The organism is Eubacterium xylanophilum ATCC 35991 (assembly GCF_000518685.1).
Classification (GTDB): Bacteria; Bacillota; Clostridia; order Lachnospirales; family Lachnospiraceae; genus Eubacterium_F; species Eubacterium_F xylanophilum.
Genome location: NZ_JAEB01000011.1, coordinates 69,479 through 85,738, shown reverse-complemented (window position 1 = coordinate 85,738; position 16,260 = coordinate 69,479). Strand labels below are relative to the sequence as shown.

Here is a 16,260-nt window from a genome sequence, read left to right as displayed (position 1 = left end):
TAGAATCGAGGGGTATATGAGACGTAATCGAATAATACTAGCCATATTGTGGATTTTATCCTTAGTGGGGATTAGCTTTTTTGGCGGTCCCATAAGCTATGGATTTTTTGCGTTGTTTACATTTGTGCCGGTTGTTTGTTTTGCCTACCTTCTGTACGTATATTCTTTTTTTCACATTTATCAGGAAATTGACAAAAAGTATCTTGTGGCCGGGCAGGTCACACCTTTTCGCTTTATACTAATCAATGAATTTTACTTTGCATTTGTCAGCATTCGCGTCAAATTCTACTCTTCTTTTTCAACCATTACAGGATTGGATGATGATGTAGAGTATGAGTTTTTACCTAAAACGGGAATCGAGGAGGAGACCAAACTCACCTGCAAGTACAGAGGCGAGTACGAGGTGGGAATCAAGACTGTAGAGCTCCAGGATTTCCTTCACCTATTCTCCATATCATATCGCAATAGAGAGCCCAAAACGGTGGTGGTTAGACCGGCTAAAATCGAATTGGAAAACCTTGCGGCAATTGATGTACCGCAACTGGTCTCTGCCAATACCGGCCTAAATCCCGTAGATAAGGATGTATTACTTCGAAAGTATGAACCCGGAGACGACCTTAGAATGGTCAATTGGAAGGCCACAGCCAGAACAGGTGAGATGCTAATTCACAATAGAATTAGCGATGAGAAGGAGGGCGTGGGAATTCTCATTGGAACCGAGCGCTGTTCAGATGACCCCATGATTTACCTCCCGGTGGAGAACAAGATGTTAGAGGCAGCAGTGGCGCTTGGCATGTTATTTTCGAAGAAAAATATTCCGATTCAATCATATCATGTATCAGCAACCAAGTTAGAGGAGACTCGCATATACGGTTTGGGGCAGTTTGACAGGTTTTATGAAAATATGTCTCTTGTGTCATTTCGCGAAGATTTTTCAGAGGGATACTTGTTTGAAGAAACCTGCAAGCGACCGGATTTGTTCAAGTGTCGGAGCATTTTTCTTATAATAAGAGAATGGACTGAACAGGTGCATAATTTCGTGAGAATTCTCCACGAAAACAACGTTTTTTCCGTGGTTTATTTGGTGAGAGACGATGTCCCTGACAACTTGCCAGACGAGCGAATCCCCGGCGTGGAAATCCGCCGCATCGGGACAGAAGCGGACTTGACGGAGGTGATGTGATGACGGGATTTCTCTATGAATTACTCTATATGCTTCCGCTGTCGATGCTATTTGTGGGGATTGTGCAGATGGAGCTGCCAAGCGCCGGAAAGGGAGTTGCGTCTTACATCTGCGCACTTGTGGTCCTGGGAATCTGCGTCCTCGTCAAACACGGCAAAAACAGATTGAGGTTTCTGGCGCCGCTAGCTTTGATAGTTGCGGGAAGTGTGGCTCTCGTTGTCACACCCCCCGAAAAATGGCAGAGTTTACTCGGTAGCAGCCAGTGGATTTTGGCAGCGGTTGGTATGGCTGTCCTGGGATTTGTCATAGGTTGGATTATGATAAATAGTCGGCCCGTGAGAAGAACCTCATTTGTGCTAATTCTTGCAGGTCTCATCTTGGTTATGGCAAGTGAGGGGGACTATGATTTGCCTAAGATTGGGGTGGATATAGCACTATTCTTGATGCTTATTATCGTGGCAGATGAAGTGCAGCATTACTGGAAAAAGAGTGGATATACGGACATTCGAGGACATATGGTAACTATTTCTCCCTTTATAGTTGGCCTTGTATTAATCGTGTTTTTGCTACCTGCACCGAAGGAAGCCTACGACTGGAAATTTGTCATCCAAATATACGATAGAATTGGAGAAACCATAAGAATGGTGGATCGCATGCTTGATACATCGGGAGATGAATACGAGGGAAAAGTTGGATTTTCTGAAGAGGGAACACTGTGGGGGAATCTGACTCACAGTGACAATGTAGTCATGACGCTGTCTGGCGACGAGCGCTTGGGACCGGCATTATATCTTCGCGGTAGAACGATGGATAGTTTTGACGGTAAAAATTGGACCGGTAGCTATAGTGAAAAAAATAGGGATAATCTCCTAGATACTCTAGAAACAATCTGCGCTGTGGACAGCTATGATCCGGAAAATGAAGTTGATTATCTGCGTCGCGTGAAATTTCAGATAAGATACGAAGACTTTAGGACTAAGTACTTTTTTGCACCCGCAAAGTCTGCATTTTCCCCTAATAGCATCGGAGATGAGAACTATGAACAGCGGGGAGGAAACTTGGTGGCAAATAAGATTCTAGATGACGAACTGGAGTACAGTGTGCCGTACTACCGAATGAATCTGAGCAATGAAGTTTTCAAGAAATTCCTCCGCCAAGCCAAGGGGGCAAATGCGAAAAACTGGGAAGAAATGATGTCAAGAATAGACATTCAAAATATAGTTCTGGACTGGTCGGATGGAACGGGAAAGAGAAATCTGGGTACATCCTTTGATGCATATCAACGCTACAAAGAGACCATTAATCGGCGCTTTCTGCCGGAGACTAAGCTCTCAGACAGAGTGGAAAATATCCTTGCGGAGAAGACGAGTGAAGCTAAGACATCATATGATAAGTTGGCGGCAATAGAGTCATTCTTGAGTGGCTTTGAATATACAGAGACACCGGGGAAAATGCCGGAATATGTAAATTCACCGGAAGCATTTTTGGACTATTTTATCTTAGAACAAAAGAAGGGATATTGTAATTACTTTGCCACTGCATTTGTGCTGATGGCACGAGCTGAGGGGATTCCTGCGAGATTTGTTCAGGGATTTTTGGTGGCAGAGGACTGGAATGATAAGGTGGAAGTTAGTTCAGATATGGCTCATGCATGGCCGGAGGCCTATATCGACGGCATAGGATGGATTCCCTTTGAGCCGACGCCCGGTCGTGATTTTAAGGATTCCTGGAGCACAATCAAGGAGACTAGAGATGCACATACCGGTATCAAGAAAAATTATGCTCTTGAGCAAGAACTCGAGCATGAGGCGGAAGAAAACAGGGAAGAGCCGGATAGCGATGTGCAGAATATAGATGTGATGGGCAAGGTAATATTTGCGCTCCTAATCTTGGGGGCCGTAGTCTTGTTTGCCCTCATCTTCCTGGGAGTAGACAGATTAATTACAGAAATCAGTTTCAGACGCATGAATGAAGAGTCAAGATTTAGGCTAATATGTTATAGAAACTTTTACGTGCTCCGCCTACTAGGTTTCAGGCTAGAACAAGGGGAGACTCTGGAAGAATTCTACAATAGAGCAAGCCGAAATGGCATAGGCGGAATCGATTATATCAAGCAATGTGAGCTTGTGGCCTATGCCTCCAAGTCCGTAGATACGTCTATGCTAATGGAGGCCGTAGATAATCAGCTGGCTCTGATGGAGTATCTGAAAAAGGACAAGGGCAAGCTATACCTCTGGTACAAGTATAGAGTGTTTCGTATGAGAAATTAAATCAACTGTTAAAGCTGTCGACAAGTTCCTGAAGCTCCAGAAATCGCTCAAGCTTTTCTTCTGCTTCTCTGTCGACGGCTTCTTTTTCCTTGGTATATTCCACGAGTTTTGAATAGTCAGTGGCGGATTCGGCAATAAGTATGTCGAGCTCAGCACTTCTCGCCTCAAGCTTTTCAATCTCATCTTCTATGGAATCATATTCTCGCTGTTCGTTGAAGGACAGCTTTGTTTTTTTCTTAGGTGCTTGATTATAGGCCTTTCCATTGTCGCTCGGTGCTGACTTGGCCACCTTGCTCGTCGGAATATTTTCCTGTTTTTTGCGACGCGCAAGATAATCAGAGTAACCTCCCTCAGACTGCACCAAAACTGGCTCTCCGCCCACACTTTCGAAGGAAAATATTCTCGTGACGACGCGGTCAAGAAAATATCTGTCGTGGGAAACGGTGATGATAATCCCGGCGAAATCGTCTAGGTAGTCCTCGAGAATTCTTAGGGTTTGTATGTCGAGGTCGTTGGTTGGCTCGTCTAGAATTATCACGTTTGGAGCGGACATAAGTACTTTCAGAAGGTAGAGTCTTCTCTTCTCGCCACCGGAAAGCTTGGCAATCGGCGCATACTTGAGATCCCCCTCGAATAAGAAGCGCTCACACATGTTGGAAGCAGAGACAAGTCCTTCAGATGTGTGAATGAATTCGGCGGTATCCTTGATATAGTCGATGACACGACTGCTCTCATCAAGCGCTTCATTTTCCTGACTAAAGTACCCTATTTTGATAGTTTGACCGATCTCTATATTGCCGGAATCCAGTGAAACTTGCCCCATGATGCACTTCATAAGCGTTGATTTGCCACAGCCGTTTGGGCCGATAATCCCCACTCGGTCTAATTTGTTGAAAGTATACGTAAAGTTCTTAAATATACTTCTCCCATCATAACTCTTAGAAATTCCATCGAGAATAATTGTCTTGTTGCCCATTCTGGAGGGAAGAGAACTGAGTGTAACCTGTCTCTCCTCCTCGGGACGCTCCCTGTTATTAAGCGCCTCAAACCTCTGTATATGAGCCTTTTGCTTTGTAGAACGGGCTCTTGCTCCTCGTAACATCCAAGCCAAATCCTTCTTGTAAAGAGTGGCTGCTTTCCTTTCGGCAGCAAGCTCATAATCAAGTCTCTGTTGCTTTAACTCCAGAAATCCCGAATAATTGGCCTCATAACGGTATGCACTGCCCTTGTCCAGCTCCACAATCTGATTCGTAACTTCATCAAGAAAATACCTGTCATGGGTAACCATGAGAATTGCCCCTTTAAAACGCTGAAGATAGTCCTCCAACCACTCAATCATCTCCGAATCAAGATGGTTGGTCGGCTCATCCAATATGAGAAGATCCGCTGGCATCATGATAGCCCCTACCAGCGCAGCTCTCTTTTTCTGCCCACCTGAAAGTATGGCTGGATTACACTCTGGATCCTCAATCCCCATCTTCGCTAGATTCGCCTTAATCTCTCCCATTTTATCCCAGTTATCGCCCCCGGAAAAAATACTCTGCGTGATATTCTCAAGCACAGTTTTGTCATCATCAAACACGGGATTCTGCGGAAGATAAGAAATTCTCACACTATTTCCTTTGACAATTTCTCCCTCATCTGCGGTAATAGTTCCTGCTACAATTCCCAGTAGCGTGGACTTTCCCGTACCGTTGGTACCCACTACACCTATCTTGTCAGAATCATCAATTCCAATACTGACTCCGCTCAAAACGGTCTTGGACATATATGTTTTTGATATATTTTCAATATTTAAGATGTTCATAATTTACCTCAAATCTTTGTTTTTAGGGATGTGTTGCTGGTCTTGCTCCCTGTGGTCGTAAGACTATTATATTGTAAACTGGGGAATATTACAAGGGAGGGGAAGAGAGAAAAAGAAGGATTTGGCATGCCCCGAGAAGGGGATAGACTTGATTGATAAGGATTGAGAGGCATGCCTATTTGAAAAAAGAAGATTTGGCATGCCCCGAGAAGGGGATAGACTTGATTGATAAGGATTGAGGGGCATGCCTATTTGAAAAAAGAAGATTTGGCATGCCCCGAGAGGGGAAAAGACTTGATTGATAAGGGTTGAGGGGCATGCCTATTTGAAAAAGAAGGATTTGGCATGCCCCGAGAAGGGGAGAGACTTGATTGATAAGGATTGAGGGGCATGCCTATTTGAAAAAGAAGGATTTGGCATGCCCCGAGAAGGGGATAGACTTGATTGATAAGGGTTGAGGGGCATGCCTATTTGAAAAAGAAGAATTTGGCATGCCCCGAGAAGGGGAGAGACTTGATTGATAAGGATTGAGGGGCATGCCTATTTGAAAAAAGAGGGTTTGGCATGCCCCGAGAGGGGAAAAGACTTGTTCGAGAAAGAGTGAGGGATACAAGAAACATCCGCATATAGGGGAATCGCATATCGCTGATCTTACTCCCTATGGTCGTAAGACAATAAACGCATGTTGCTGGTCTTACTCCCTATGGTCGTAAGACATTGCTGCAGAAGTAATGATCAGTAGTTTGATAGCAATAGTATATACCTGCATTCAAGCAAGAATAGAAAGGTCTGCAGCCTAGGTTGAGATGTAGTTGCTTTTGTGTTAGAATAAATCTGTGGGCGTTGGCGGTGATATATTTATAATTTATTAAAAAAGAATTGACTGTAAACGGAGGTAAGAATAATGGAATTTAATACAGAGATTTTTGGACAATATGACAAGAAATGGGCGCTTCTCACAGCAGGAAATGAGAAGAGTTTTAATACAATGACAATCAGTTGGGGTGGCCTAGGCACAATTTGGAACAAGCCGGTGGCTACAGTGTATGTCAGAGAGTCTCGTTATACGCATGAATTCATGGATAATAATGACTATTTTACTATCAGCTTCTTCCCAGAACAATATAAGAAGGAGTTGGGGGTACTTGGTTCAAAGTCGGGAAGAGACATGGACAAGATGAATGAATCAGGATTCACAGCCCAAAAGGTTGGTGAGTCCATGGGATTTAAGGAAGCTGAGGTTACTCTGGTGTGTAAGAAGCTTTTTATGCAACGCCTGGATGAAGCCAATATGCCAAAGGAAATAGTTGATGCAATGTATGCAGACCATGACCATCATGATATGTATATTGGCGAGGTTGTAGATGTGATTCATTAAGGGGAATCGCATTCTGCTGGTCTTACTCCTTCCAGTCGTAAGACATTAAGAGGAAACGCATGAGGTGATTTTATGGGGATTATAAAAGCGACAACCGCGTCTGTCAGTGGTTTGGCGGCGGATCAATGGAAAGAATTCTTCTATTGTGAATCCATTCCGGCCGACACAATCATGGTGCGAGGAGAGAAGAGGGTTTCGTCGGACTCGTCAAACACAGCGCAATCTGATGTGATTACAGATGGCTCAACTATTGCGGTGGCTGATGGACAGGCGGCCATAGTCGTCAGCAGTGGCAAGGTTATATCAATATTTGCAGAGCCCGGAGAGCATGTTTTTTCAAGTGGTGTGTCGCCAAGTATTGTGGGTGGATCATCGCTAAAATCCCTTCTCAAAGAAGTCGGACGTAGAATCTCGTATGGAGGAGATGCGCCTGCAGTTGTACAGAGAGTATATTATTTTAACACCAAGGAAATTCCGGGGAATGCCTTTGGAACCGATGTAGGCATTCCATTTAGGATTAAGGATGAAAAGAACAATCTGGATATCGACTGCTCCTTGATTATATCTGGCGTGTTTTCATTTAGAGTGTGCAATCCGGAGCGAATCTATAAGCTTATGATTGGAAATGTTGAAAGAAAATATTCCGTCGCCTATCTGATAAATCATGTAAAAGCAGAGGTTACAAGTGAGATAGTTGCGGCTGTCGGAACATTTTCCGGTGAAGGAATGAGGCCATCTTCTATAGGCGGACGTCTTCCGGAGATAGAGAGAAAAGTCGTTGAGAAAGCCAGTGAAAAGCTCCGTGAGAACCGCGGGATTGAGCTTGTTTCGCTTGCGTTTGAGGTGTTCCGGATTACGGAGAAGGATTCGGGAATTGTCAGAAATATTCAGAGGGATGCAGCTCTAAAGGCGGATCCGGCGCTGGCAGGTGCGACTGTTGTTGGTGGCTTTGCGGACGCTATGAAGGAGTTGGGGGAGAATTGATGTAGGAGAAAAAATAGCCAACTCAAGGAATGATAATCGGCCAACTCAAGGAATAAAAATCAGCCAACTCACGGAATAATATTCGGCCAACTCAAGGAAAAATATTGACAATTGGCGGGAAATGGGGTAATCTTATTGGTGAAAGGTGGTGGCTGAATTGAAAGAATATAGAGCACGAATAGTAGATGATATTCTAAAGGACAAGCTTGAAGCGAAAGGAGCTGTTGTCATAGAAGGACCCAAATGGTGTGGAAAAACTACAACAGCACTCCAGGTCTCAAACAGCACACTTAGAATGGATGAGCCATCGAAGAGAGATTCCAACATAGAAATGGCTGATGTTGCTCCGCACCAGTTGCTACTAGGGAATACACCGCGTCTTATTGATGAGTGGCAGATTGCACCAAAACTATGGGACGCGATAAGATACGAAATAGATACAAGAGGGGATGAGGGACAATTCATTCTTACTGGTTCAGCAGTGCCTATAGAATCTAAGGAAATCAAACATTCAGGGACTGGAAGATTCTCATGGATGATGATGCGACCAATGTCACTTTATGAATCTGGAGAATCAACCGGTGAAGTAAGCCTAGGAGAGATATTTAATGCTCCTAAAAAGATAAGTGGTTCTAATAGTTTGGATATTAATAATTTGGCATTTTTGATCGCTAGAGGTGGATGGCCAAGGGCTATCGGAATGCGTGAAAAACCTGCTCTTATGCAATCATATGATTACTATGATGCGGTTGTAAAATCTGATATAAATCGAGCAGATGGAGTTAATAAGAATCCAGAGAGAGTAAAGAGATTGATGAAATCATTTGCGAGGAATCAGGGAGCACAAGTACCGAATACCACTTTTAGAGATGATATCAGAATTAATGATGTGGATTCTTTAAGTGTAGATACTGTTGGATCATATATTAATGCTCTAAAAAAAATATTCGTTGTGGAAGATATGCAAGCGTGGAATCCTAATCTGAGGTCTAAAACGGCAATACGTACGTCCGATACACGTTATTTTGTTGATCCGTCCATTGCAGTAGCAGCACTGGGAATTGGACCTAATGATTTATGTGAAGATTTAACTACAATGGGATTGATGTTTGAGTCTCTTTGCGTTAGAGATTTGCGTGTTTATTCAGAGTATCATGGTGGCGAGGTTTTTCACTACAGAGATAAAAATGGTCTTGAGTGCGATACAGTAATACATCTAAGAAATGGGAAATATGGTTTTGCCGAGATAAAGTTGGGTGGTAGTAAGCTTATAGAAGAGGGTGTAAAAAACCTTAAAGCTTTAAAAGCTAAGATAGATACAGACAAGATGCGTGAACCATCATTTATGATGATTGTTGTGGGAGTGGGTGATTATGCATATCGAAGGGAAGACGGTATATATATTGTGCCAATAGGATGTTTAAGGGAGTAGAGTTGCCTCTACTCCCTATCTCATTGCTGTTAGGTTCTATATTTATTGGAAACGCATATCGCTGGTCTTACTCACTGTGGTCGTAAGACATTAATAGGAAACGCATATCGCTGGTCTTACTCACGTCGTTCGTAAGACAATTATTCCGCAGCCTTTACCAATGAATCATCATCTTTGTTATTCGATGCTGCTAATGCTTTATCACTTTTTTTTACAAAGAAAACTGACATACAGAGTGCAATCAAGTATAGTGCGATTGTCGCGTAAAGTACATACTGGTATCCGGTAGGATTTATTACAACCTCATCGCCGTGAAGAGTTCCCTTGATTGGTGTGCCAAACTTACTTACAATCCATGTTGCCAGCTGGTTTCCGCTGAGTCCTGCAAACGCCCAAGCTGAGAGGGTGATTCCGTGAATTGCACTGATATTTCCCATTCCATAGTGGTCTGAGAGAAGAGTAGGTACATTGGAAAATCCTCCGCCGTATCCGGCATTTACCATGAAAATCAAAGCCAACACAAGGACAACAAGTAGCATATTTTGTATGCTTATATCTGTGAAGCCCGCAGTTGATAGTGCGGCATTCTTAATTCCGCTGGTTACGATGACAAGGCCTGTAAGGGCGATTGAAATCGTGAAGATGAGCTTGTAAATAGTATTTCTGTCTTTCAAACTATCTGCCCAAGCCGAGAATCCCAGTCGTCCTGCTGCATTGAATATTGCAGAGAATGTCGAGATGATTCCCGCGAAAGCCGCGAGACCAACGCATTTGACGATCATTTTCTCCTGGGAAATGAGGGCGAGTCCGCATGTGATGTTGATATAGAACATTACCCATATGCCGATGTAGTTTGCCCATCCCTTGGTCTTGATTGTTGCAAGTATGCTCTGGCTTTTGTCTGTATTGGTAGGCTCAACCCATCCGTCAGGCTTCTTGAGAAGAAGATGCCCCACAAACATCATAATGAAATATACACCCGCGAGGATGTAGAACATAGTACTTGTTCCAACTTTTGGCTGAAGCCACTCCATAACCGGGCTGGCAATAGCCTTTGCACCACCAAATCCAGCAACCGCCAGACCTGTAGCAAGTCCTTTGCGTTCCTTAAACCACAACATAAGTGTTTTGACAGGAGATAAATATCCCGTTCCGAGTCCGATTCCCATGATCAATCCATAGCAAACATATATGCCGACCAGAGCAAGCACTGAGTGGGTGTGGTTTGAACCATAGTAGATAAAGAATCCGGTTCCGGCCATCCCTACAGCAAAGCAGATTGTTGCAATCAATGAGGAAAGGTGTATGTTTTTCTCCACGATTTTTCCAAGAAATGCAGCTGACATTCCGAGGAAAAAGATTGCAAAGCTAAATGCCCACTCAACAGCGGGTTTGCCCCAACCAATATCCGCTGAAATCGCTTCGCTAAAGAGGGACCAACAGTAAACTGTTCCAATACTAAAGTGCAATAGTAATGCTGGGATAGCTGCGCGAATCCACTTGTTGGCGCGCCATCCTGTGCTTTTTTGATTATTATTCATCATATCACTCCATTGTTTTTATGCCCTGAGGGCGTGTTTTTCTAAACCATTTTATTATAAACGAAAACAGCATTTGATTCAATAGACAAGAACAAATATTTTCTCCCCAATGACGATTTGACTCATATGGACTTCCTCGTCACAGCTGAGTCTTTGGTTGTATTATAGCCCAATTTGTGGTAAAATAAATGTGTTGGTATTGGCAAATATTCCTAAGAATTTAATCCCAACATTGAAGGATGTGAGAAAGGAGTTTACAGTATGGCACTGGATAATAAGCTTAATATAGCAAATTCGGCAGAGCTTGCTCGTGAAGAGGAACGCATAAGCAAGAAAAAAGCAATCGAATTATTTGAATCCGGTTTCATGGACAGCTTGACTCCCGGAACATTTGACTCTTTGGCGCAAATCCACAAGTTTTTATTTGATGAAATCTATGATTTTGCAGGTGAGATAAGAAAGGTTAATATTGCAAAGGGTAACTTCAGATTTACTCCCGTAATGTACTTAAAACCCGCACTAGAAAATGTAGAAAAGATGCCGCAGTCTTCTTTCGATGAAATAGTCGAAAAATACGTGGAGATGAACGTTGCTCACCCCTTCCGAGAAGGAAATGGTCGTAGCACTAGGATTTGGTTAGATAATATTTTTAAAAATGAGCTCGGCATGGTTGTGGACTGGAGTAAGATAGAGAAAGAAGACTACCTTCTTGCTATGGAGCGGAGCCCTGTTCGAGATATAGAGATAAAGCACCTTCTGAAGGAAGCTTTGACTGACAAGGTGGGGGATAGGGAAGTCTATATGAAGGGAATTGACTATAGTTACTATTATGAGGGGTATGTAACTTATAGGAGTAGTGAGATGAAGTGAGGTTGTGAATATGCTTAAAATATCAGCTATTAATTCTCCATATTAACATTAAAATATTCTGCCCGTGGGCATTGTGTTTAAAACTCTTACATTATACACGATAACACGCGTTATTTCAAGACTTGTTTAGAAGAAACAATTAGACGCGGCTAACATCTTTACATCAGGGGAAATTCATTGTAAAATGTTATTATAAGAAAAAAGATAAAGGATGTTAGTGAATAACATCAGGAAAATCACATGAAAAGGGAGAAAAAGTATGGAGATTACAGGTTACGCGCATTTTAACGACATTGCAGAGGTGAATGGATATTATTATTATTCTGAAACTTTTTTCAACGGACTATTTAGAGTGAAAATAGGGGAACGCAATGCAGAATTCTTGGGCTTTTTCCCAGAAGAAGATTCAAAGCAGCCCGACCTTCATCGGAAGATTGTGAAGATAGGGGCAAAATTGTATTTCATTCCTATGGTGGCATGGGGGATTTCTGTATACGATACTGAAACAGGTTCATTTCAATATATCAGGATACAATCTAATACAAATCAGATTCCACACTATTCAGAACTAATAAAAGTAAATAATGAGTTCATACTTTTTCCGGAGCGAAAACATGCTGATTTCTTAAAGGTTGACTTTGACGATAATTCGCTGAAAAGATGCGATTGGCTCAACGATGTAGTAAAGAAAAGGATAATGCAAGTTGCCAACGATGACTACATATTGGCGCCTTTTTGCGCTGTTGAACATAAAGGAATGATATACTGCGCTGTCAAAGATACTAATATTATTATGAAAATCGATAAAAAGAAAAAAGAATACCAAGAAATCAAGGCTCCATATGATGTGAGTTTAAAGGGAATTAATATTATTCAGGATCGTTTGGTTTGCACGCTAAAGGAAAATGCCCTTATAAGGTATGATTTGAGAAAAAAAATATGGAATATTGAGAAATTTAATACTCCATGCAAAAATAAAGTATATCCATATTTGACGGTTGCTTCCTATGAAGAAAAAGAGCTTGTGATTTCGGGAAGAGAGGACAAACTTATTCGCCCGGATTTGGATGATTGCGAAGTTGTCCTTCCTAAGGAGCTTGCCAGGGATGCTGAGGGAACGCTTCTCTTTCGTGGGTTTAAGCTACAAGAGAACAAAATTCACTTATTTCCAAGAGGTTCGCGAGGGGTGCTAACCTATGATTTTGATTCGAAAAATTGTGATTATAATGAGATAAAATATGACAAAGAATGTATTAGAATACATATGAAAAAAAGTGATTGCCTTTTGTCTAACGGCGATATAATGGTGGAAAATGATGCATATAAACTAAGCGATTACATTGATTTTATAAAAGTAAAAAAACAAAATAATATAGGAGTGATGACATGAAGTACATAATTATTCAAGCGGGAGGAAAGGGTACGCGCCTCCGACATTTAACAAGAAATAAGCCCAAAGCCCTTGTACCAGTGGATAATCTTCCTATGATATTCCACCTTTTTAGAAAGTATCCAGATAAAAGATTTATAATTATTGGAGATTACAAAAAGGATGTTTTAAGAAAATATCTCGCCGAATTTGCGACGGTAAAGTATAAAGTGGTAGACGCGGAAGGAACTGGAACTTGTTCTGGAGTTTCCAATGCTCTTGAAATGGTGCCTGAGGGGGAACCATTCATGCTAATTTGGTCCGATTTAGTTCTTCCGGAAGGCTTCTGGCTTCCAGAGGAGTACTCTAGCGACAGCAAAAAACCAATCGAATATGATTACGTTGGCCTTTCCGGAACATTTCCTTGTAGATGGAAGTTTGAGAATGGAAAATTTTCTGAGGAGAGGTCAGTGGAAAATGGCGTTGCTGGTTTCTTTTTATTTAAAAACAAGGATTTTCTAAAAAATGTTCCGCAAAGTGGGGAGCTTGTAAGATGGTTTGCCGAGAATAATCAGCATTTTAAGACGGTAGATATGTCTGGAACTAGGGAGTTTGGAGTTCTAGAGGAATATGATAAGCTTGAGCAAATCAAGACTAGACCATTTAACAGGATAACAGTTGATGGTGATGTTTTGACCAAGGAGGCACTAGATGAGCAGGGACGCAAGCTCGCTGTGAGGGAGTGCGCTTGGTATGATAAGGTGAAAAATCTCGGCATTGAGGGGATTCCTAAAATATACGAGACTAATCCCCTTAAGATGGAAAATATAAAGGGAAAGAATATTTATGATTGCAACCTAGGAACAGATGACAAGAGAAAAATTCTTGAGTCGTTGGTGGGGACACTGAAAGATCTTCATGGCAGAGATACGATATTAGCTGATCCCTTTAGCATGCATGAGGCGTACTATAACAAGACTATGCAGCGATTGTCCAAGATTCAGAATCTCGTGCCATATGCAATGGAAAAGAGTATTAAGATTAATGACAGATTATGTCGAAATATATTCTATCACACTGATGAACTGGAGAGAAAGCTTAACCAAATTAAAACGAAGGTGTTTACACTGATACATGGCGACTGCACTTTTTCAAATCTGATGATTAGAGATAGTGGAGAACCTGTATTAATAGATCCCAGGGGATATTTTGGTTTTACAGAGTTGTATGGAGATGAGAGATATGATTGGGCGAAACTTTATTATTCGGTTGTTGGGAATTATGATAAATTCAATTTAAAGCAGTTCGACCTCGTTATAGGCGGACACTCCTGCGAGGGGGGAGAGCTAACCAAAGATTTGGAAAGCGGTGAAATTCGACTGAAAATTGAGTCAAATGGTTGGGAGAATTTGGAGAAAGATTTCTTTGAACTGACAGGTGCCGACGAGAGCGAGATTAAGTTGTTGCATGCAATTATATGGCTTTCTCTGACGACTTATGCTTGGCAAGATTATGATTCGATATGCGGCGCATTTTACAATGGACTGTATTATCTGGAGGAAGTGCTATGATAACATATTTTGAAAAACAATTAAAGGAATTCGAGCATTCCATCCACTCGATGGATATGGAAGTTTTTGAGAAATGGCTTGATGAAGGTGTTGAAACAATAAAAAAAGGAAATAAGATAATAGTTTCAGGACTCGGGAAAAATGTTCCGGTGTGCGAGAAATTTGTCGGGTCCATGCAGTCAATAGGGCTTGATGCATACTACTTGAATACCAACTCTGCTGTTCACGGCGACATGGGAGTTGTGAAAGATGGAGATATGGTGGTAATCCTCAGTAAATCCGGAGAAACAGAAGAGTCTATCTACTTATCTCACTTGCTAGATGACAGGAAGATTAACAAATGGCTGTTGTCATTTGAAGAAGATAGCACCCTCAATCGAGAGATAGAAAAATCCATAATTCTCAATCTGGTTCACGAGGGAGATATGTGGAATATCATGCCTAACAATTCCACAACTATAAATCTAATTGTATTACAGGGATTTGCCATGCAGATAGCGGCAAAAATGAATATAAAACTTGAAGATTTTAAGAGAAATCATCCAGGAGGAAATATAGGCAAGATTCTAAAAGAATCTAAGAAATATTACGCTGTAGGTGGAACGGAGGAAAGCCCGTGAAGATTGCTGTTTGCATACCGACATACGAAAAAAGAATATCTGTAGTTGAGAAAATTCTTGAAAGAGAAAAAAACATAATTAATATGGCAGACACGGAATTTTTCTTGTATTATTCAGGAGAAGTCACAGAAGAAATAGAGAATTTAAAAGATACATATAGTGTCAATTTAGAATGCATGGAACTTGGTATGGAATCGAATATCAAGTTTTTTGAGATATATAAGCAGATGGAAAATAGCGATTTTGACTATGTGTGGATTATACACGATCATACTTATTTTGACGAAGAATCATACTTGAAAATTTCTGAGGCATTAGAGAATAATTACGATTTTATAGTTGTTAATAGTCAGGCATCCATAGATAGAATTAGCGAAATAGCTACTGCGGAGGAACTGTGTGAAGGACACATTTGGCGGTTAAATTCAATTGGAAATTGCATTGTGAAGCGCGGAACATTTCTCTGGGGTATTGATTGGAAAATGATGGAGGAAAAGTATCTGACTCCAGATTCCATAAGCTATTCCCACGTTGGGCTATATTTTGAGAGACTCTCGCAGCTGCATAATCCGAGGATGGGGCTAATTGAAATATCCCGGGATAGATTTATAGATATTTTAAGGAATGAAAAGTACAGTTGGTACCCTGAAACTGTGCGAATATGCGCGGAAAGCTGGGTTAGTGTCATAGATAAGATTCCAAGTTGCTATGGAGAAAAGTTTGATTTGTATAAGAAGCAGGATCAGTTCTTTTTGTCAAAGTGCAACTTGGCACGTCTCAGAAGAGATGGATTTTACAATACTGACATATATAATAAATACAAAAAAGGACTTGAATTAATGTCGCCTGTTTCCTTGGAAGAGCTTTACGATTTAGCTACGCTTGGCTTTGAAGAATTGAAGACAACCTGTTTTGGTGATTTGATAGACAAGGCAAATAAATGCAAATCAGAAAATAAAAGGATATATATTTATGGAGCTGGGCGACATGCCGCGGAAACTGCGGAGTTAATCGGAGATTTTTCACTGGATTTTGATGGATTTATCGTGTCGGATAAAGAAGGAAATCCAGAAAATCTGGCAGGGAAAAAAGTGATGGAGGCTCGGAAGTGCTTGGATGAGGAGGGCCTGCTGATATTAGTTGCAGTTCAAAGTTCTAGTTATGATGCTGTTTTACAACATATCAATAAGTGTTCGGGCGGAAGAAATATGATTATATATAATGTTTATAAGTGA

The 16,260-nt window shown here is 41.4% G+C and carries 12 protein-coding genes; 10 read left to right on the top strand and 2 right to left on the bottom strand.

Going from position 1 to position 16,260, the window contains the following annotated elements; all coding sequences use genetic code 11:
• Window positions 1-16 precede the first annotated feature (16 nt).
• Window positions 17-1,183 (top strand): DUF58 domain-containing protein, encoded by a 1,167-nt coding sequence (locus L877_RS0102885; RefSeq protein ID WP_034784926.1) that lies wholly within the window; start codon window positions 17-19, stop codon window positions 1,181-1,183.
• A complete protein-coding gene (locus tag L877_RS0102880) occupies window positions 1,183-3,453 on the top strand; it encodes a transglutaminase TgpA family protein (protein ID WP_026834814.1) in 2,271 nt (756 codons plus the stop codon). Before L877_RS0102885 ends, L877_RS0102880 begins: the two co-directional genes overlap by 1 nt.
• A 1-nt stretch (window position 3,454) precedes the next feature.
• On the opposite strand, the gene L877_RS0102875 is transcribed toward L877_RS0102880, so the two are convergent.
• Window positions 3,455-5,260 carry an ABC-F family ATP-binding cassette domain-containing protein gene (locus tag L877_RS0102875; protein ID WP_026834813.1) on the bottom strand — a complete coding sequence of 602 codons (1,806 nt, stop codon included), beginning with the start codon at window positions 5,258-5,260 and terminating at the stop codon, window positions 3,455-3,457.
• Between the two features lie 904 nt (window positions 5,261-6,164).
• Between L877_RS0102875 and L877_RS0102865 the strand changes: the two genes are divergently transcribed.
• The 3 genes from L877_RS0102865 to L877_RS0102855 all read left to right on the top strand — a co-directional run bounded on the left by L877_RS0102865 (window position 6,165) and on the right by L877_RS0102855 (window position 9,054).
• On the top strand, window positions 6,165-6,638 hold the full coding sequence (locus tag L877_RS0102865) for a flavin reductase family protein (RefSeq protein ID WP_026834812.1): 474 nt from the start codon (window positions 6,165-6,167) through the stop codon (window positions 6,636-6,638).
• Window positions 6,639-6,710: 72 nt separating this feature from the next.
• Window positions 6,711-7,622 carry an SPFH domain-containing protein gene (locus L877_RS11880; protein ID WP_034784944.1) on the top strand — a complete coding sequence of 304 codons (912 nt, stop codon included), beginning with the start codon at window positions 6,711-6,713 and terminating at the stop codon, window positions 7,620-7,622.
• 157 nt (window positions 7,623-7,779) lie between these two features.
• Window positions 7,780-9,054 (top strand): ATP-binding protein, encoded by a 1,275-nt coding sequence (locus tag L877_RS0102855; protein WP_026834811.1) that lies wholly within the window; start codon window positions 7,780-7,782, stop codon window positions 9,052-9,054.
• A gap of 140 nt (window positions 9,055-9,194) precedes the next feature.
• Here the strand turns inward: L877_RS0102855 and L877_RS11875 are convergent, their stop codons facing one another.
• Window positions 9,195-10,598 (bottom strand): MFS transporter, encoded by a 1,404-nt coding sequence (locus L877_RS11875; RefSeq protein ID WP_242837110.1) that lies wholly within the window; start codon window positions 10,596-10,598, stop codon window positions 9,195-9,197.
• A gap of 258 nt (window positions 10,599-10,856) precedes the next feature.
• On the opposite strand from L877_RS11875, the gene fic reads away from it, so the two are divergent.
• From fic to L877_RS0102825, 5 genes are all read left to right on the top strand, one after another.
• Window positions 10,857-11,465, top strand: a complete 609-nt coding sequence (fic, locus tag L877_RS0102845; protein WP_026834810.1) for a protein adenylyltransferase Fic — start codon at window positions 10,857-10,859, stop codon at window positions 11,463-11,465.
• A gap of 259 nt (window positions 11,466-11,724) precedes the next feature.
• Window positions 11,725-12,855, top strand: a complete 1,131-nt coding sequence (locus tag L877_RS0102840; RefSeq protein ID WP_026834809.1) for a hypothetical protein — start codon at window positions 11,725-11,727, stop codon at window positions 12,853-12,855.
• Window positions 12,852-14,405 (top strand): sugar phosphate nucleotidyltransferase, encoded by a 1,554-nt coding sequence (locus L877_RS0102835; RefSeq protein ID WP_026834808.1) that lies wholly within the window; start codon window positions 12,852-12,854, stop codon window positions 14,403-14,405. The genes L877_RS0102840 and L877_RS0102835 overlap by 4 nt, the downstream gene beginning before the upstream one ends.
• On the top strand, window positions 14,402-15,025 hold the full coding sequence (locus L877_RS11870; protein ID WP_051437629.1) for an SIS domain-containing protein: 624 nt from the start codon (window positions 14,402-14,404) through the stop codon (window positions 15,023-15,025). Before L877_RS0102835 ends, L877_RS11870 begins: the two co-directional genes overlap by 4 nt.
• Complete coding sequence (locus L877_RS0102825) at window positions 15,022-16,260, top strand: nucleoside-diphosphate sugar epimerase/dehydratase (RefSeq protein WP_026834807.1); 1,239 nt, start codon at window positions 15,022-15,024, stop codon at window positions 16,258-16,260. Before L877_RS11870 ends, L877_RS0102825 begins: the two co-directional genes overlap by 4 nt.

Bases quoted from the DNA above. Each gene is read 5' to 3' on its own strand.
- L877_RS11870 (WP_051437629.1), top strand. From the start codon at position 14,402: ATGATAACATATTTTGAAAAACAATTAAAGGAATTCGAGCATTCCATC.
- L877_RS11875 (WP_242837110.1), bottom strand. From the start codon at position 10,598: ATGATGAATAATAATCAAAAAAGCACAGGATGGCGCGCCAACAAGTGG.
- L877_RS0102875 (WP_026834813.1), bottom strand. From the start codon at position 5,260: ATGAACATCTTAAATATTGAAAATATATCAAAAACATATATGTCCAAG.
- fic (WP_026834810.1), top strand. From the start codon at position 10,857: ATGGCACTGGATAATAAGCTTAATATAGCAAATTCGGCAGAGCTTGCT.
- L877_RS0102880 (WP_026834814.1), top strand. From the start codon at position 1,183: ATGACGGGATTTCTCTATGAATTACTCTATATGCTTCCGCTGTCGATG.
- L877_RS11880 (WP_034784944.1), top strand. From the start codon at position 6,711: ATGGGGATTATAAAAGCGACAACCGCGTCTGTCAGTGGTTTGGCGGCG.
- L877_RS0102885 (WP_034784926.1), top strand. From the start codon at position 17: ATGAGACGTAATCGAATAATACTAGCCATATTGTGGATTTTATCCTTA.
- L877_RS0102840 (WP_026834809.1), top strand. From the start codon at position 11,725: ATGGAGATTACAGGTTACGCGCATTTTAACGACATTGCAGAGGTGAAT.
- L877_RS0102835 (WP_026834808.1), top strand. From the start codon at position 12,852: ATGAAGTACATAATTATTCAAGCGGGAGGAAAGGGTACGCGCCTCCGA.
- L877_RS0102865 (WP_026834812.1), top strand. From the start codon at position 6,165: ATGGAATTTAATACAGAGATTTTTGGACAATATGACAAGAAATGGGCG.